Annotated in this window: 16 protein-coding genes; 8 read left to right on the top strand and 8 right to left on the bottom strand. The window is 38.0% G+C overall.

All coding sequences use genetic code 11. From position 1 onward, the window contains the following. The 7 genes from IX38_RS14085 to IX38_RS14055 form a co-directional block, all read right to left on the bottom strand. Positions 1–300, bottom strand: a 300-nt coding sequence (locus IX38_RS14085) for a cupin domain-containing protein (RefSeq protein WP_034706034.1), incomplete at its 3' end; no start/stop codon positions are given. A 357-nt stretch (positions 301–657) separates the two neighbouring features. Continuing rightward, positions 658–1,215, bottom strand: coding sequence for a hypothetical protein (locus tag IX38_RS14080; protein WP_034706033.1), 558 nt, complete (start codon positions 1,213–1,215; stop codon positions 658–660). A 398-nt stretch (positions 1,216–1,613) separates the two neighbouring features. Further along, positions 1,614–2,162, bottom strand: coding sequence for an antibiotic biosynthesis monooxygenase (locus tag IX38_RS14075; protein WP_034706032.1), 549 nt, complete (start codon positions 2,160–2,162; stop codon positions 1,614–1,616). A gap of 21 nt (positions 2,163–2,183) precedes the next feature. Further along, on the bottom strand, positions 2,184–3,242 hold the full coding sequence (locus IX38_RS14070) for an NADH:flavin oxidoreductase/NADH oxidase (RefSeq protein WP_034706030.1): 1,059 nt from the start codon (positions 3,240–3,242) through the stop codon (positions 2,184–2,186). 13 nt (positions 3,243–3,255) lie between these two features. Beyond that, complete coding sequence (locus IX38_RS14065; protein WP_034706028.1) at positions 3,256–5,463, bottom strand: hybrid sensor histidine kinase/response regulator; 2,208 nt, start codon at positions 5,461–5,463, stop codon at positions 3,256–3,258. A gap of 247 nt (positions 5,464–5,710) precedes the next feature. After that, positions 5,711–6,406, bottom strand: coding sequence for a LytR/AlgR family response regulator transcription factor (locus IX38_RS14060; RefSeq protein WP_034706026.1), 696 nt, complete (start codon positions 6,404–6,406; stop codon positions 5,711–5,713). A 69-nt stretch (positions 6,407–6,475) separates the two neighbouring features. Next, complete coding sequence (locus IX38_RS14055; protein ID WP_027386310.1) at positions 6,476–6,949, bottom strand: Dps family protein; 474 nt, start codon at positions 6,947–6,949, stop codon at positions 6,476–6,478. A 433-nt stretch (positions 6,950–7,382) separates the two neighbouring features. Here IX38_RS14055 and IX38_RS14050 point away from each other — a divergent pair, with 433 nt between their 5' ends. Further along, positions 7,383–7,751 (top strand): hypothetical protein, encoded by a 369-nt coding sequence (locus tag IX38_RS14050; RefSeq protein WP_034706023.1) that lies wholly within the window; start codon positions 7,383–7,385, stop codon positions 7,749–7,751. Between the two features lie 38 nt (positions 7,752–7,789). Here the strand turns inward: IX38_RS14050 and IX38_RS14045 are convergent, their stop codons facing one another. Then, a complete protein-coding gene (locus tag IX38_RS14045; RefSeq protein ID WP_034706022.1) occupies positions 7,790–8,437 on the bottom strand; it encodes a hypothetical protein in 648 nt (215 codons plus the stop codon). 154 nt (positions 8,438–8,591) lie between these two features. Here IX38_RS14045 and IX38_RS14040 point away from each other — a divergent pair, with 154 nt between their 5' ends. From IX38_RS14040 to hisD, 7 genes are all read left to right on the top strand, one after another. Beyond that, positions 8,592–9,164 carry a C40 family peptidase gene (locus tag IX38_RS14040; RefSeq protein WP_117585904.1) on the top strand — a complete coding sequence of 191 codons (573 nt, stop codon included), beginning with the start codon at positions 8,592–8,594 and terminating at the stop codon, positions 9,162–9,164. Positions 9,165–9,175: 11 nt separating this feature from the next. Continuing rightward, positions 9,176–9,502: a LytR/AlgR family response regulator transcription factor gene (locus tag IX38_RS14035; RefSeq protein WP_034706021.1), complete on the top strand. Its 327-nt coding sequence runs from the start codon at positions 9,176–9,178 to the stop codon at positions 9,500–9,502. A 203-nt stretch (positions 9,503–9,705) separates the two neighbouring features. Next, positions 9,706–10,077: a DUF2255 family protein gene (locus tag IX38_RS14030; RefSeq protein ID WP_034706019.1), complete on the top strand. Its 372-nt coding sequence runs from the start codon at positions 9,706–9,708 to the stop codon at positions 10,075–10,077. A 139-nt stretch (positions 10,078–10,216) separates the two neighbouring features. Then, a complete protein-coding gene (locus IX38_RS14025) occupies positions 10,217–11,029 on the top strand; it encodes a 2,3,4,5-tetrahydropyridine-2,6-dicarboxylate N-succinyltransferase (protein WP_034706017.1) in 813 nt (270 codons plus the stop codon). A 123-nt stretch (positions 11,030–11,152) separates the two neighbouring features. Continuing rightward, on the top strand, positions 11,153–12,250 hold the full coding sequence (locus IX38_RS14020) for a glycosyltransferase family 4 protein (protein ID WP_034706015.1): 1,098 nt from the start codon (positions 11,153–11,155) through the stop codon (positions 12,248–12,250). 250 nt (positions 12,251–12,500) lie between these two features. Further along, the gene (gene hisG / locus IX38_RS14015; RefSeq protein ID WP_034706013.1) at positions 12,501–13,358 is read left to right on the top strand and encodes an ATP phosphoribosyltransferase; all 858 of its coding nucleotides are present in this window, start codon (positions 12,501–12,503) and stop codon (positions 13,356–13,358) included. 2 nt (positions 13,359–13,360) lie between these two features. Further along, complete coding sequence (hisD, locus tag IX38_RS14010) at positions 13,361–14,635, top strand: histidinol dehydrogenase (RefSeq protein ID WP_034706011.1); 1,275 nt, start codon at positions 13,361–13,363, stop codon at positions 14,633–14,635. The last annotated feature ends 1 nt before the right edge of the window (position 14,636 follow it).

The following is a 14,636-nucleotide window of genomic DNA, read 5'->3' as shown; positions in this document are numbered from 1 at the left end:
TCCGTAACCTTTTGGAAAATACCATACATCTCCCAGTTCAAAATTATCAACATAACTGTGTCCGTCAGGATGAATGATTGTTGTACGCACCGTTCCGGAAATTACGTAAGCCCATTCTGCAGCGTTGGCGTGCCAGTGCAATTCTCTCATACTTCCCGGCTGCAGTCTCATAGAAACTCCCGCAATACCGATAGAAGCCGGGAAATCTTTTACTGATGCTCCTCTTGTTGTTCCGCCATCATTGGTACGGGGAGCTTTTTTTTCTAATTCGTATCTGAAGCTTAAGTTTTCGGTATTCATAATAGTAATTTTTAGTGTGATTATTAGAGTTTGTCTTTATTTCTACTGTAAAGCTACTGAGGAACCATTCGTTTTGGAAGTTGTTTTCGGTGAATGGGCAAAAACAGTCGTTGGGAATTTGAAAAAAATAGTTGAGGCTTTTAAAATAGAATCTGGTTTTATTCAGACAAATGTTAAATAATACACAGATTAAGAAATAAACATAATGTTTGTCATTTCGTAGGAATCTCAACTACGTATTTACAAAGAATAACTTAGATTCCTACGGATGACAAAACCCGGAAAATAAAGTTATTATAAATAAAAAAATCACCGGAATATTCCAATGATTTTAATAAAGAAACTATATAGTTATTTTTAAAAAGGCTGATTGTATTTTCCTGTCAACGCTTTGTTCTCGATACTTTTTGCAAAGTTGGGTGTTTCTTCGTGGTTGTGAGCGTCGGACGCAGCCTGTCTGGAAGCGGCAGCATCAGCAAGGTTCACGTTGTGTTCTTTTAGATATTCAAACATTTCGGGCGTTGCTGTCGCGTGAATTTCGTTGGTATACAATGTCGTATTATCATCAATTTTTGTCGCTTTCAGTTCCCATAAAACCTGAACTTTAGTACGGCCGGCTTTGGTGATAGAATCTGAAATGGATAGCATTCTGCAATAATCCGCACGGTGTTCCACAGCTACATAATGTTGAACCATCAGTGCATCACCAATTGTTTCAACGTTTAATGATACAGGTTCGCCGTCATAAGTTGAAGAGATGGCTGCTCCGATGTGTTGCGTAGAACATCTTTGATATTCTGCATCCGGAAGATTTAACAACCAATCTGCGATGTTTACTTTTTCGATAGGCGCATTGATGATCGCTGTTACAGTAGAATGAGACAATGCGTTTTCTGGTGTTTGAATAATTTCCATAATGTTTAGAATTTTGATTGTTTGTATTAATTTGATGATGTAAAGCTATTATCAGATTAATTCAAAATCAATTGCCATTCGATGAACAGGCAAAATGGATCGTTAAATAGAAAAATAGATAACAATTTTCAACGGAAGGTTTTTTTTAATAAAAGAAAAAGTTGTTTTGTTCCAAAAAGGGTTGTTTTAAATAGAAATTTTTACCAGATTCAGTTATAAAAAATTCGTGCATTCGTAGCAAAAAATATGACCTTCCATTAAATTATATCAATGAATAGCCACGAATGCACGAATTTAATCGTTGTTTTATTCAAAACAGACTGTCGTTTTTAGAAATTTAACAACAAAAAAATCCGCTTCAAAAGAGTTGAAACGGATTTTATGACCAGTGGTTTAATTTATTTATAAAGCCATTTTCTAATCAGTTTAGTATAATTCGGCATCACTGCAAATACCATCAGAAAAACAATACATCCTGAAACGATAAGCCCGTCAAAATAATGGTTGACAGGAATTTGTAAAAATCTTAAAAAAGGTAGTACAAATAAGGGAATCAGAAGTGATAACGGATAAATGGCAGACCAGGTCACAATAAATTGCTTCCAGCGAACGGGAACTTTGGTTTCATTCTCAGATTCGAAAAGAAAATCTAGACCGGATTTTATTTTGTAATTATCATTTTTCCGGAATAAGGGGTTCGCTTTTTCAATCAGATTTTTTCGGTTGTCAGATTCCATCCAGTGTTTAAGATGGCTGATGGTGTCGAACCGGATAATCACGGTATAAACAAAAGTCAAATCAGGAATCGGGCGTACAATCTGCAAATCAATAAAACCTTCAGAATGTTTCGTGATGGGAACGATTTCGTCTAACCATTTTTCATATTCCTGTCGTTTTCCGTCCAAAATATGATGGGTGATAACAACGGATGCGCCTTTATTTTCCATAACTGATGTTTTTGTTTAGACTTAAAAAGCTCTTTTATACTGCCACGGAATTTCTGTTTCAATATCTAATTCTTTAGCAGAATGAATGGCAAAATAAGGATCGCGTAAATGTTCTCTTGCAATAATAATTAAATCTGCTTCTTCATTTGAAATAATATCATTCGCCTGTTGGGCTTCTGTAATCATTCCGACAGCTCCTGTCAGAATTCCCGTCTGCTCTTTAATAGCTTTTGCAAATGGAACCTGGTAACCGGGAAACACCCTGTCTTTGCTCACATTGGTAAATCCGCCACCGGAAGCAGTGATAAAATCTACACCATTTTCTTTCAGTATTTCTGAAAGAGCAATGCTGTCTTCCAATGTCCAGGCTTCTTCAGATTCGATGTAATCAACAGCTGAAATCCTCACCAGCAAAGGCATCGATTCCGGAATTGCTTTTCTGATCTCCTGAACGGTTTCTACTAAAAAACGGATTCTGTTTTCAAAACTTCCGCCATATTCATCGTGTCTTTTATTGATAACTGCAGAATAAAACTGGTGAAATAAATATCCGTGTCCTGCGTGTAATTCAATGGTGTCAAAACCTGCATCCACAGCACGAAACGCCGCCTGAACGAATTTAACTTTCAACTCGTGAATTTCAGGAATGGTTAATTCTTCTGCGAAAACACCGTTAAAATCTCTTGCAGAAGACGATTTTACTGTCCATCCGCCTTCTTCCTCGCTGAGTGGTTTCATCCTTTCATTAGGATGTTTCAGGCTTCCTTTTCCGCCGGAATGCCATAGCTGGATTCCTATTTTTGCATCCTGCTCGTGAACGAAATCTACAATGTTTTTCCACGCATTTTTTTGTTCGTCGTTCCAGATTCCGACATCATTTAATGTAGCCAATCCTTCGGGAGAAACAGCTGTACATTCGGTAAGGATTAAACCTGCGCCACCAACGGCACGGCTTCCCAAATGTACAAGATGCCAATTTCCGGGAACTCCGTTTTTTGCGCTGTACTGCTGCATTGGAGATACTGCTATCCTGTTTTTTAATGTAAGGCTGCGAAGTTGTATAGGAGAAAATAAGCTCATTTTTTCTAAATTTTTAAAGTGATTTTGAAAATTCCTCTGTTTCGGAAACCGATTGTGAAATGATGTTTTTTACATCTTCTAAAATTGTTTCTGCTGTTGGATTTTCTTCCGTTATCATTTCAAGTGTATCCAGTTTTTCCTGTAATAAGGGCAGCAATCCCATTATCGCAACACTGGATTTGAGATCGTGTGCACGTAATTTTACGGTTGTAAAATCTTTATTTTGATAAGCTGTTATTAATTGTTGAAGATGATTAGGGACATTATCTATAAACTGCTGACTGACAATTTTTTCAAAACTCTTGTCGCCACTGCTTACCGAATGCATATAAGTGAGGTCGATGTATTGATAAACAGGCGGTTTTTCTTCAATTTTTATTTCTTTATGGTTCCCTTCCTTCAATCCGAAATTTGAAATCAGTTTGAAAAGTTCTTCTTCTTTGATCGGTTTTGAGATGTATTCGTTCATTCCGCGGCTGAGACATCTTTCTCTTTCTCCCGCCAAAGCGTGTGCGGTCATTGCAATGATCGGAATATTTAATTTCAGTTCTTCCCGGATTTGTTGAGTCGCAGCATAACCGTCCATCTGTGGCATTTGAATATCCATTAAAACCAGGTCGCAATCGTTATTTCTGAGATATTCTACGGCTTCCAAACCGTTTGATGCGGTTTCAAAATCGATATTCCATTGTAAGAGTAAATGTTTCATCAGACTTTGATTGATCGCATTGTCATCGACTACCAAAACACGTAAAGGCGTATTTGATTTATCTTTAAAATAATTGGTATCCACCGCAGGAATTGTATTGAGCTGCTCTTCTGCAATCCCGTAAGGAATATAAAAGTGAAAAGTCGTGCCTTTTCCCTGTTCACTGCTGACTTCGATATTGCCGTTCTGAAGTAAAATCAGGCTTTTTACGATGGATAAACCTAATCCTGTTCCTCCGTAATTTCGGGTGATGGAATCTTCACCCTGGTTGAATCTTTCAAAAACTTCATTCAGTTTTTCTTTATCAATTCCAATTCCTGTATCTGTAACTTTAAAACCGACAATAACTTCATTTCCAGTTTGCTGTTTATTGTAAATTTCAATATTAATGCTTCCTTGATCTGTAAATTTTATGGCATTCCCGATGAGGTTGACCAAAATCTGGGTTAATCTCGTTGCATCGCCTGTCAACGTATCAGGAATTGATGTTTCTACCTTGCTGGCAATTGTCAGTCCTTTTTCCTTTGCGCGTTCTACAAAAAATGTTTCTACGGAATTTACTAATCCATTAATACTGAATATTCCGGGGGTGATGCGCATCATTCCTGCTTCGATTTTAGATAGATCCAGAATGTCATTAATAATTGCCATCAGATTTTCTCCCGACCGCTGAATGGAAGATACAAATTCGGCTGAAGTTGTATCCAGAGGTCTTTTTTGCAGCAAATTAGTAAAACCTAAAATTCCACTTAAAGGAGTTCTGATTTCGTGGCTCATATTGGCAAGGAAATTTTCTTTGGTTTGTGCGGCGACTGATGCTTTTTTCTCGGCAACATCCAGTTCCTGTATCAGTAAACGCTGACGTTTGAACTGACGAAGGATGTGATAGCCGACAATAGCACCGCTCAATATTAACAAAATGAGTAAAGAAATGTCATACATTCTTGCTTTTTGTCCCATTTCCTCGCTTCGTTTGCTGAGCTCAACCATATGTAATCGGCGACTTTCATAGATTTTTGCAGTAATGGAGGTGATTTCATTCGAAATTTTTCTGGCTCGTGGATTAGCAATGGAAGTTTGGTCGTCCATATTTCCCAAAGAAAGGTAGCGGTGCAGTAATTTTTCCTTTGTTGTTTTCTTTTCCATTGCAAGAACACTGAGCCTGTGAATGAGCTTTTCTTCTACGGAATCTGCATTGTCTTTGGAAAGTGAATCGAGGAAGTTTTCTATCTGATTTATTTTCTGGTCTATCCCTTCCAGATGGGTTGTGTCATTGGTTGCGATGGATGCTCTGATCCTGCTTTCAACACCTAAAATATCACGGTCGATTTCTCTTAAATGGTTGCTTGAACGAAGCTCATTTAAAAGCCTGTTATTATTCTTGATGAGCTCTTTCGTATTTTTAGCTGAATTGATCTGTACAGCGATCAACAGGAGAGAGCCTGCAATGAAGGTCAGTATTATAAAAAAACTAAAACGTTTGTTGTTCATTACAGAAGGTTTATTGATCATAAGTTTTATACTTGACTTCAAATTATTATTAACCACCCCGTCAAAAATTCTTTAATTTTTCGCAACCCCTCCAAAAGAGTGGAATTTTGCGATCGCCTGGGAACACCGAATCACAGCAGCCCGGCTTGAACGGAGCTCTTTTTTGTCATTGCGATTGTTGAAAAGTTCAACTGATTGCTTTACTTCATTCGCAATGACAAAAAAAGCGGGAGTGGAAGACGGATAAAGCTGCCCAAATAAAAATTATCTAAAAAACATTCATTCTTGTGTTGAGTGCTTTTCGGTAGGCATCAGCAACGGGAATGAATTTTCCGTCAATCATAATTCCGCCGTCCTGCAAGGTGTCAATCTTGCCGACAGAAACGATGTAAGAGCGATGAACTCGGATAAAATTGTCTTTTGGAAGACGTTCTTCAGCAGTTTTCATCTTACCGTGTATTGCAAACATTTTCTCTTTGGTGTAGAATTTCACATAATCGCCCATTGCCTCCGCATAAAAGATGTCATCCAGCTTCAAACGCCTTGTAATATTGGAATCTCTGACGAACAAAAATTCGTCGTTGGTCATTTCTATATTTTCTTTTTTGCTTTCCAGAATTGACCGGGCTTTGCTTACAGCCTGTAAAAATCTCGCAGGCATTACCGGTTTCAGGATATAATCTGCAATATTAAGTTCAAAAGCTTCGAGCGCATATTCTTTGTTGGAAGAGGTGAAAATGATGATGATATCTTTGCCGGAAAGGTTTTTCGTGAGCTCGATTCCTGTCATTTCGGGCATTTCAATGTCCAAAAAAATCAGGTCGATGTGATTGTTCTGCAAATGATTGTAAGCTTCAATCGCATTGGAATATTCATTGACAATGGTGAGATTCGGAATCTGTTTTGCGAGATGGGACAGAGTTGTTCTTGCAATGTCATTATCATCAACGATTAAAGCTTTCATAGGAATAGTTATTTATGATTAACACAAATATAATTATTCCTTTTTATTTTTGATGCTCCGAAATCTGAATTATCTGAAATAGGAACGGATCATCCAGGCCATTTCTTCGTGAGTTTCCATCAGTCCTGTAATGAAATCGCTGCTGCCGTAATCTTTGTATTCTTCGGCAAATGGTGTGATGTTTCCTCTAAGAAAATCGATGATGCTTTCGTGGTCTTTTAAAAGATCTTTCATAAAGCCTAAGCCGTCGTTTGTTCTGTCACTGTATTCTGTAAGATGTGTCAGCTCAAGATAAATTTTCATTGTAGCAGGTGCATAATGTCCTATTTTGCGCATACGTTCTGCAACACTGTCGATCAATTCGTCTATTTGTCTGTATTGTTCTTCGAAGAAGATGTGGTTGGCGTGGAAATTCTCTCCGGTCACATTCCAGTGTGCATTTCTTGTTTTGGTGTAGAGTACAAATTCGTCTGCTAAAAGTTTTGCCAATTGTGCTGCCACAGCATCTGTGTTTTGCTCTGTAAGTCCGATGTTTGTTTTCATAATAATAGGATTTTAAGTTTTTGAGCATTATTGCTCTGTTTTATGATGTAAAGGTCAGTAAGAATCCTGTAAAGTGGAGACGGTTTTCGTTGAATGGGCAGAATTGATCGTTGGGAAGGATTAGGGAATAGTTTGAAATATGAGGGGGTGCGATGGATTTAATTGGTGAGATTGGAGTATCCCCATTTTTTTCTGACGGTAAAACCAGCTTGTATCCATTTGATAAATAATTGTATTTTAGCCAAAACATACAGCTAATTCATAAAAATATAAACGCCTGGATAAAATTCACATAATCTGAATGAAAAAAATTAGTAGATTTGCACGGAACAAGCCAAAAAAACAATAAACAACTCATTCAGTTTTCTATTTTCTAAAGTAGAATATGAATAAATAACAATAAATTTGATTAGCTTATAAACTATTAGAAACTATGAAGAAACTTTTTTTACTTCTTTTAACAGCTTTTTTATTTATCGGATGCAGCTCTGATGATGACACCATTTATGATTATATAGGAACATGGTCAGGAAAGTATACGGGAAGCGACGACGGAACCTGGAACCTTGTGGTAGCCAGCGACGGAAAAGTAACCGGAACCATGCATTCTACAGTCAATGATGAAAATTATAACATTTCCGGAAACTTAACTGACACCGGAGATCTTACTGCTGTAATCGGGCTTCCTTCCGACGGAGAATTCAAAGGAACCCTTTCAAAAGAGAAAAAAGGAAACGGAAACTGGTCGAACGCTGTTCCTACACCCGCAAGATACGGGACCTGGACAGGAGACAAACAATAAAACAGAAAGCCTGCAGATCAGTCTGCAGGCTTTTTTATTTAAACAAATCCCATATGGGAAATTTCTTCATCTTTCCTGAGCACTAAAAAATAGAGTAGAAGCTTATCATCCTGGAAATGCTTCTTAAAACGGATTTCTTTATCCTTCTTCATCAGGAGTTTCTCTTCAGAATATTCAGCGGAATATATTTCCAGGTCCGGCTGTATAGTGATCATGGCTATTTCATCTGCTGACAGATTATCAGATAAATTCAGGATCATACTTTCCTTTTCTTCACAGACAAAAGTTTCATCACTGAAATTCTCTTTTTTTTCAAATTTAAATTCTTTAAGCAACTTTATCCCTTCTTCCGTAATGAGTCCCTTTTGTACGGTTCTTTTCCCCCTTTCTGAAACAGTATCAAGATCTTTAATCACCGTCATCAGCTTTGCAAATCTTTGATAGAGCAGAGGCTCTCCCGCTTGTTTAATATAGTGTTCAATACAGCTCCGTATTGTTTTCCCGGCTTTAGAACAATGCCCGAATTCAGAACTGTTCTGCCTTACTTTCTCATAAGAAGGGCTTTTTTTGAAAGCATTTTTATTAAATCCACTTTTCTTACGTACCACATTTTTCCCGTTCAGGCTGTAAAAAACCAGATCGCCTACACTGCCTTTAATTTTTATTAAACTTTCGTACGTTGCCATATCAAACAATTGGATCCAAATATACTAATAAATATAAGAAATTATAATTTTAACATATATTTATCATATAGTTGTAGTATAGTTTAATCATAATTAATATATAAAAATGTATATTTGTTGTATAATTAGTTACTTCATTTAAAATCAGATGACTATGGTACCGGGATTATTTGAAAAAAACTTAAAAATAAAACAGCTTTCCGTTCTGCTCATTGCCTCCGTTATGGCAGTTTCCTGCGGATCTTCTAAGAATGTATCTTCAAGAAAAAATACAGGAACCAAAACCGTTGCAAAAGCTGAAAATCTCAGAAAGCTTGATTCAAAATTTGACGGAAGTATTTCCAGGTCTGTCAGTGATATCCTGAAAGATGCCGAAAAATATATAGGAACACCTTATAAATTCGGAGGAAACACATCCTCAGGTTTCGACTGTTCCGGATTTACCGTAAAGGTTTTTGAAGAAAATGATTTCTCACTTCCACGCAGATCTTCAGACCAGGCCGATGCCGGTAAAAAGATCGACATCAGGGAAGTAAAGCCCGGTGATCTGCTCTTCTTTGCAACAGCCGGGGGAAGCAGGGTTTCCCATGTAGGAATTGTTCATGACATAGGGGCAGACGGAGAAGTGAAATTCATTCATGCCTCTACATCAAAAGGAGTAATGATCTCTTCGTTAAACGAAAAATATTGGAATAAAGCTTATCTGCACGCTCAAAGAGTATTATAATAAAGCTGTTTATGGAGAACCGGACCTTTGCGTTTATTAAAACAGATAAAAAACTGGTGAAGATTTTCTTCAAAGACATTACCATTATAAAAGGTTTGGGAAATTATGTGGAAATCAGTACCGTATCCGGCAAAAAATACATCTACTACAAATCTCTGAAAGAACTTATTGAAAATCTTCCCGATAAATTCATGAGAGTTCACAATTCTTATATTGTCAACTTAACCAATATTGAATATTTCGAAGATAACCAGCTTGTATGCCAGGATCAGAAAATTGCTGTGGCAAAAAGTTACAAAGATTGTCTGATTACAGCATTGAATAAGATGATGCTCTGAAAAAAAGTCTAAAAACCATGTCAAGGTTTAAAACCTTGACATGGTTTTTGGGCAATTCATCCAATATCAAATACAAGCATTGTTTAATTACAGCCCAGAAAATCAACATCAGAAAAGTGTTAATCCGAATAATATTCCCTTCATACTGCATAATAAATTGGTTAAACCGTTTAATTCATTTTAGATTCGTGAAAAAATTGACAATGAATAAAGACAAAGCTCTGCTTTACATCAACAACCATAACATTATTGAAATAAAAGCAGGAAACCAGAGAACAACCTTTCTTGAAATCTGGATGGTTACCGTTAACGACAGAATTTTTGCCAGATCATGGGGCCTTGCAGAAAAAAGCTGGTACAATACCTTTTTACAGGATCCAAATGGCCAAATCAAATGCGGAGATGAGATTTTTAATATAAAAGCTCTTGTTCCTGATGATCTTACAGAACTGACTTCTGGCATAAATACGGCTTATTTAACAAAATATAATACAGGTTCAAATCTTAAATATTCAGAAGGAATTATTCAGCAAAAACACGTTGAGAAGACGATGGAATTTATTATCTGCGAATAAAACCACCGGATAGAATAGTGAATAATGAAGATTAGAGACTTGTGTCCTAACTTGTATACTAAAACAATCTTTTGTACTTTTGACCTTCAAAACTGCGGGAAGCTGCAGGGATAATTTATACTAAAATCAAACAAGAAACATGTCGTTACAACAAACTATTGAAAACATTTGGGATAACAGGGATTTATTACAGAATGAAGACAGCCAGAAGGCGATAAGAGAAGTTATTTCCTTATTGGATTCCGGGAAGCTTCGTGTTGCCGAGCCTACGGAAAACGGTTGGCAGGTGAATGAATGGGTAAAGAAAGCTGTAGTAATGTATTTCCCGATCCAGAAGATGGAAACTATTGAAGTAGGTCCGTTTGAGTTTCATGACAAAATTCCTTTGAAGAGAAATTATGCTGAAAAAGGAGTAAGAGTTGTACCGCATGCCATCGCAAGAGAAGGATCTTTCGTTGCTTCAGGAGTAATTCTGATGCCGTCTTACGTAAATATTGGCGCTTATGTAGATTCAGGAACGATGGTGGATACATGGGCTACCGTAGGAAGCTGTGCGCAGATCGGTAAAAACGTTCATCTGAGTGGTGGTGTAGGAATCGGTGGAGTATTGGAGCCTTTACAGGCAGCTCCTGTGATCATTGAGGACGACTGTTTCATCGGTTCAAGATGTATTGTGGTAGAAGGGGTTCATGTAGAAAAAGAAGCCGTATTGGGTGCTAATGTTGTACTGACAGCTTCTACAAAAATTATTGATGTTACAGGTGACCAGCCTGTTGAGATCAAAGGAAGAGTTCCTGCCCGTTCAGTGGTCATTCCCGGAAGCTATACAAAGCAGTATCCGGCCGGAGAATACCAGGTTCCATGCGCTTTGATCATCGGTCAGAGAAAAGAATCCACAGACAAAAAAACATCCCTTAATGATGCTTTAAGAGAGAATAATGTAGCCGTATAAGCTGTGTTTTCTCTAAATTTTAAAGCTTCATTTTAAAATTTATACAATAAACCCTGAATAGTCATTTGGGGTTTATTTTATTTATACCTTTAAACAGTTAAAAAGCTTATTAAAAACTTTGATATGAAAATTGCCTTCGATGCAAAACGTTTTTTTCACAATACGTCCGGATTGGGCAATTATTCAAGAGATCTTGTCAGGATTCTTTCCCAGTATTATCCTGAAAACGAATACCTGCTGCTGAACAAGAACAGCTCAGAAAGAGGCATAGAAATCCTGGAAAAACCCAATGTCCGGTTTGTCCCAACCTCAAAAGGTAACCTTTCCCGGCAGCTTAAGATGGGAAAAGACGCCCAAAAACAGGGAGCCAATATATTTCACGGCCTTTCCGGCGAACTTCCATTGAAATGGGGCAAAGAACCTATCAAAAAAATAGTAACGATCCATGATCTCATCTTCATGAGATATCCGCAGTATTATTCCTTTTTTGACCGCAAAATACATCTGTGGAAATTTAAAAAAGCGGCCGGTTCCGCAGATAAGATCATTGCTATTTCAGAACAGACAAAAAGAGATATTATCACCTATCTGAAAGTTCCTGAAAGTAAAATTGAAGTCATTTATCAGGGCTGCCACAAAGCATTTAAAGAACAGCAGTCTGATGAATTTATTCAGCAGGCCAAAGAGAAATTCAACCTTCCCGGACGTTATATTTTAAACGTTGGAACCATTGAAGACAGGAAAAATCTTTTAAATATTGTTCAAGGCATACAGGGAACTGAAATCCCATTGGTTGTAGTGGGTAAAAAGACTGGTTACTACAAAAAAGTAGAAGCTTTTATCAGAAAAAATAAGATGGAAAAGCAGGTGCTTTTCCTGGAAGGAGTTTCCATGGATGAGCTGGCAGTGATCTACAAACTGGCAGATATCTTTGTATATCCCAGCTTTTTTGAAGGCTTTGGAATCCCTGTAATAGAAGCGCTTTTCTCAAAGACAGCAACCATTACCAGCAATGTCAGCTGCCTTCCGGAAGCAGGAGGCGAGGACTCCGTTTACATTGATCCGGCTAATTATCTCGACATCGGGGCCAAAATAAAATTTCTCTGGGAAAATGAATCCGAGAGAGAACGTCGTGCCGAAAAAAGCTTCGCATTTGTCCAGAAATTTAATGACGAACCTATTGCGGTGCAGCTAATGGATCTCTACAAAAAAAATCTGTAAAAAAACTTTGCAGTTTAAAAATAAGCCCTACATTTGTACCACAATTCAAAACAATGAACCCGAATTTTTTAACACTTCATCATTATTATCATCATCTCTGCTAAGACGGAATTGGTTGATATAAACATGTGTTAAAATCAAAATAATTAAAACCGTCTGAGTAAACAGGCGGTTTTTTGTTTCCCGGATCCTCTCCGGAAGTACCCGGCAAATCACTTCTCATTTACTCAGATTTATCTAAAATAATATAATGAGTAAATTAAAAATCGCGATCCAGAAAAGCGGACGGCTTTATGAAGACTCCCTGCAACTCCTCAAAGACTGCGGTATTTTCGTCAACAACGGGAAAGACCAGCTCAAAGTTTCCGTAGACAATTTTCCGATGGAGATTATGTATCTCAGAAACTCGGATATTCCGCAATACCTTGAAGATGGAGTGGTAGATATTGCCATTGTCGGTGAAAACCTCTTAGCTGAAAAACAGAAAAATATCAAGATCGTTCAAAAGCTCGGGTTTTCAAAATGCAGGGTTTCACTGGCTGTTCCCAAAGAAGTGGAAACTGATGATCTTTCCTACTTCCAGGGAAGAAAAATCGCTACCTCTTATCCTAATACCCTTAAAAATTTCCTTGAGAACAAAGGAATCACTTCCGATATCCACATCATTTCCGGTTCTGTGGAAATAGCCCCGAATATTGGTTTGGCAGACGGCATCTGTGACATTGTGAGCTCCGGAAGCACCTTATTTAAAAACGGACTGAGGGAAACCGTTACCATTCTGAAATCAGAAGCTGTTTTAGCAAAGACCTCTCTGCTGGATACTCAAAAAGAAGCCGTTCTGGATAAATTTCTCTTCAGAATCCAATCTGTTTTAAAAGCAAAAAATTCAAAATATATTCTGATGAATGTTCCCGATGATAAAATCAGTGACATTGCTTCAGTGCTTCCCGTACTGAAAAGCCCTACTGTAATTCCTCTGGCGGAAAAAGGATGGAGCAGCATTCATTCCGTGATTGATGAAGAAAGATTCTGGGATGTGATCGACGAACTGAAAGAAAAAGGAGCTCAGGATATACTCATTATTCCAATTGATAAAATGGTGATTTAATTATGAAAATATACAAATATCCGGAAAGAAAAATATGGCAGAATCTGGTGCAGCGGCCGGCTTTTGAACGGGAAGAAATATCCGGACTCATTGCAGAAATATTTGAATCCGTTGAAAAAGATGGAGACCGGGCACTTATTGAATTCAATAAAAAATTTGATAAGGCAATCACTTCACAAATCACAGTTTCAGAAACAGAACTGGACAATGCAGCAAATGAAATTTCTGAAGATTTAAAGGAAGCCATTCAACAGGCAAAAGAAAATATTTCAAAATTCCATGCAGCACAGATAACAGAAACCGGGAAAATTGAAACCGTAAAAGGAGTAACCTGCTGGAGAGAGAACCGGGCAGTGGAAAAAGTAGGAATCTACATTCCGGGAGGAACAGCACCCTTGTTTTCGACCGTTCTCATGCTTGCAGTACCAGCAAATTTAGCAGGATGTCAGGAGATTATTCTCTGTACACCGCCGGATAGCAGCGGGAATATTAATCCCGCGATCCTGTTCACTGCAAAGCTTTGCGGGATTACAAAAATCTTTAAAACAGGAGGAGCGCAGGCCATAGCCGCTATGACTCTGGGAACAGAAAGTATTCCAAAAATGTATAAGATTTTTGGCCCGGGTAACCAGTATGTTGTTGCCGCAAAAGAATATGCGCAGCGTTACGGTGTGGCGATTGATATGCCTGCGGGCCCCAGCGAAGTTCTCGTCATTGCAGACAGCAGGGCTGTCCCCGAATTCTGTGCGGCAGATCTTCTCTCTCAGGCAGAGCATGGAAGTGATAGCCAGGTTGTTTTTATCACCACCGATTTCAAAATCTTTACAGAAACCATTGAAGCTGTTAAAAATCAGGTCAAAAAACTTCCGAGAAATGAGATGGCCAGCCTGGCTCTTGCTCACAGTCTTTTTATCCTGGCCAATTCTATTGATGAAGCCTTGGAATTCAGTAATCTGTACGCTCCGGAACACCTTATCCTCGCACTGGAAGATTTTGACCCATACATTTCCATGATCAGTAATGCGGGATCTGTTTTCCTTGGGAATTATTCCTGCGAAAGTGCCGGAGATTATGCCAGCGGGACCAACCATACTCTGCCTACCAATGCTTATGCAAGGAATTATAGCGGTGTTTCCCTCGACAGCTTTGTCAAGAAAATTACCTTCCAGCATCTTTCTAAGGAAGGTCTTAAAAAAATAGGAAAAACAATAGAAATAATGGCAGAGGCAGAAGGCCTTATCGCCCACAAAAATGCAGTATCCATAAGATTAAAATAAT

The organism is Chryseobacterium luteum (genome assembly GCF_000737785.1).
GTDB classification, from domain to species: Bacteria; Bacteroidota; Bacteroidia; order Flavobacteriales; family Weeksellaceae; genus Chryseobacterium; species Chryseobacterium luteum.
Note: the sequence above shows the minus strand (reverse complement) of the source record. Positions and strands in the feature narration are given on the sequence as shown.

Excerpts from the sequence above, each read along its gene's own strand:
- IX38_RS14075 (WP_034706032.1), bottom strand. The coding sequence starts at position 2,162 with ATGGAAAATAAAGGCGCATCCGTTGTTATCACCCATCATATTTTGGAC.
- IX38_RS14080 (WP_034706033.1), bottom strand. The coding sequence starts at position 1,215 with ATGGAAATTATTCAAACACCAGAAAACGCATTGTCTCATTCTACTGTA.
- IX38_RS14040 (WP_117585904.1), top strand. The coding sequence starts at position 8,592 with ATGGTACCGGGATTATTTGAAAAAAACTTAAAAATAAAACAGCTTTCC.
- IX38_RS14035 (WP_034706021.1), top strand. The coding sequence starts at position 9,176 with ATGGAGAACCGGACCTTTGCGTTTATTAAAACAGATAAAAAACTGGTG.
- IX38_RS14025 (WP_034706017.1), top strand. The coding sequence starts at position 10,217 with ATGTCGTTACAACAAACTATTGAAAACATTTGGGATAACAGGGATTTA.
- hisD (WP_034706011.1), top strand. The coding sequence starts at position 13,361 with ATGAAAATATACAAATATCCGGAAAGAAAAATATGGCAGAATCTGGTG.
- IX38_RS14050 (WP_034706023.1), top strand. The coding sequence starts at position 7,383 with ATGAAGAAACTTTTTTTACTTCTTTTAACAGCTTTTTTATTTATCGGA.
- IX38_RS14065 (WP_034706028.1), bottom strand. The coding sequence starts at position 5,463 with ATGATCAATAAACCTTCTGTAATGAACAACAAACGTTTTAGTTTTTTT.
- hisG (WP_034706013.1), top strand. The coding sequence starts at position 12,501 with ATGAGTAAATTAAAAATCGCGATCCAGAAAAGCGGACGGCTTTATGAA.
- IX38_RS14060 (WP_034706026.1), bottom strand. The coding sequence starts at position 6,406 with ATGAAAGCTTTAATCGTTGATGATAATGACATTGCAAGAACAACTCTG.
- IX38_RS14030 (WP_034706019.1), top strand. The coding sequence starts at position 9,706 with ATGAATAAAGACAAAGCTCTGCTTTACATCAACAACCATAACATTATT.
- IX38_RS14020 (WP_034706015.1), top strand. The coding sequence starts at position 11,153 with ATGAAAATTGCCTTCGATGCAAAACGTTTTTTTCACAATACGTCCGGA.
- IX38_RS14070 (WP_034706030.1), bottom strand. The coding sequence starts at position 3,242 with ATGAGCTTATTTTCTCCTATACAACTTCGCAGCCTTACATTAAAAAAC.
- IX38_RS14055 (WP_027386310.1), bottom strand. The coding sequence starts at position 6,949 with ATGAAAACAAACATCGGACTTACAGAGCAAAACACAGATGCTGTGGCA.
- IX38_RS14045 (WP_034706022.1), bottom strand. The coding sequence starts at position 8,437 with ATGGCAACGTACGAAAGTTTAATAAAAATTAAAGGCAGTGTAGGCGAT.